The 2166-nt window shown below is 44.3% G+C and carries 2 protein-coding genes and 1 tRNA gene; 2 read left to right on the top strand and 1 reads right to left on the bottom strand.

Annotated elements, in window-relative coordinates; genetic code table 11:
* The coding region (gene lptG / locus ABYB02_RS16720) for an LPS export ABC transporter permease LptG (protein ID WP_372763497.1) at positions 1 to 927 on the top strand (927 nt) is incomplete at its 5' end.
* A gap of 81 nt (positions 928 to 1008) precedes the next feature.
* On the opposite strand, the gene ABYB02_RS16725 is transcribed toward lptG, so the two are convergent.
* A complete protein-coding gene (locus ABYB02_RS16725; protein WP_372763498.1) occupies positions 1009 to 1503 on the bottom strand; it encodes an RDD family protein in 495 nt (164 codons plus the stop codon).
* A 272-nt stretch (positions 1504 to 1775) separates the two neighbouring features.
* On the opposite strand from ABYB02_RS16725, the gene ABYB02_RS16730 reads away from it, so the two are divergent.
* A tRNA-Leu gene (locus ABYB02_RS16730) sits at positions 1776 to 1860 on the top strand.
* Positions 1861 to 2166: the final 306 nt, after the last annotated feature.

The raw sequence follows: 2166 nt of genomic DNA on the forward strand, positions 1-2166 counted from the left end.
ATGACAGCGCTGCTTTACACTTTATATAGCATGCCGGGCGATTTAGTTATTTTTTTCCCGATGGCTGCACTGATTGGCGGTTTAACGGGGTTAGGCGCGTTGGCGTCAAATAGTGAGCTGGTAGTAATGCAAGCGGCGGGTATGTCGCGTTTGCAAATTATTGCATCGGTAATGAAAACCGCAATATTTATGGCGCTGTGTATGATGGCCCTAGGCGAGTGGGGCGCTCCTGAGGCGCAGCTGCATGCCAAAGAAATGCGTAATCAGGCGATCCACGGCGGTGATGTGTTCAACGCGCAAAAAGGGGTATGGGCAAAAGACGGCAATAACTTTATCAATATTGAAGATGTTGATCAGAGTGGCAAGTTAAATGGCGTACACATGTATCATTTTGATCCTTCGTTAGAACTGACACAAATAACCAAAGCAAAAAATGCGGTGAGTCGTGACGGTGGCTGGTTACTGCGTGGAGTAAACAAAGTTAACATTAGCGAACAGCAGATCACTACAGAGCAATTATCTGAAGAGTTTTATGCTTCACAACTCACCGCTGAAAAGCTTGGCGTGGTTTCGGTAAAGCCTGAAGCACTGTCGTTTACGGGGCTGTGGTCGTATTTAGGTTACTTGCAGCAAAATGAGCAAGACACCAGCACTTATGAGCTTGCACTGTGGCGAAAGTTAATGCAGCCTATTTCTATTGCAGTGATGCTGCTAGTGGCCTTGTCGTTTATATTTGGCCCATTACGCACCGTTACTATGGGCGCGCGGATTATCATGGGGGTGGTGACCGGTATTGTATTTCATCTGACTAATGAAATATTTGGTCCAGTAGTGATGGTGTACCAAATACCCGCGGTGGTGGGAGCGGTACTGCCGAGTATTATTTTTACCTGCTTCGCAGCCTATCTAATGAATAAAAAAACTTAATCGCTTAGCTTACAAAAAAACGCGGCTACTTTTAAAGTAGCCGCGTTTTTTTGTGTGTTAATTATGTTGAGACGAGCGTTTTTAATCAAGCTCGCGATAAATACGTTTGTTTTCTTCTTTACTTAGCGCCACCATTTCGGTGTTGGCAATGTAATCTTGCAGCGCCTTTTTATTTTTAAAATCAACCAATACCAATAAATTACCGATACCTAATAAGGCACTGATACAACGTATAATCGCTTGCGGCCAGCTGATAAGTTGCCCCTCTAAAGTTTGTACTTTTAAGCGCCAGGCACGCATGCCAATAGTCTGCCCGCTTTTAGTCCAAAAGTAGCCAAAAAATAATACGTTAACCGCGATTAATAATGCGCTTCTTATGCCATACAACAACGGCGACTCTTGAATTAAAGCGGCAGGATCTTCAGTAGGCGCAATCACGCCCATGACGATAAAAATTTGAATAATGGCAAAGTAGAGTATCGCTGTCAGCATAGATAACGAAATCACCACTAAGTAATCGTAAATTAAAGACGCAAAGCGCCGTAAAAAACCAGCCCGTGGAAATTCACCCGACATAAATACACTCTCTCAATTAATATGCGCGTTAGTTTAGCAAAAAGACGGCTAAATACTACCACTGCAATCAGGCATTAGCGCCTTGCGTAGCGTTAAATGTTAATGGTTGCTTAATTGTTAAGCGGTTGATCAGGGTTATCTCATAAAACGCTTGCCGCTAGGGGGATTGTTTGTATAATGCTTAGCATAGAGACGAAGGCAGATTAATAAACCTTAGCTCTCAAGTGGTTTTTCTTTATCTTCTCTTAGTTAGAAGGTTAAAGAAAAATGATGCCAGCGTGATGAAATTGGTATACATGGGGGATTCAAAATCCCCTGCCGCAAGGCGTGCCGGTTCGAGTCCGGCCGCTGGTACCACTTTTTATAACCCCGACCAAATTGGTTGGGGTTTTTTTATGCCTTTAGAAAAGTGACGTGAGTGCGTATCGCTGGGCTCGAGTGGCACGGGTGCGTGCCACTGTTATCAGTGCTAGTCCAGCACTCGGCAGCACTTTTTATGACCCCGACCAAATTGGTTGGGGTTTTTTATGCCTTTTGAAAAATGATAGTGAGTGCGTATCGCCGGACTCGAGCGGCACGGGTGCGTGCCACTGTTATCAGTGACCGTGGATGCATTTCCACTTATTCGAGTAATTCGTATGGTGAAAAAAGGCCTCGTTTTAA

It is taken from the genome of Pseudoalteromonas sp. (genome assembly GCF_041613455.1).
Classification (GTDB): Bacteria; Pseudomonadota; Gammaproteobacteria; order Enterobacterales; family Alteromonadaceae; genus Pseudoalteromonas.

Excerpts from the sequence above, each read along its gene's own strand:
- ABYB02_RS16725 (WP_372763498.1), bottom strand. The coding sequence starts at position 1,503 with ATGTCGGGTGAATTTCCACGGGCTGGTTTTTTACGGCGCTTTGCGTCT.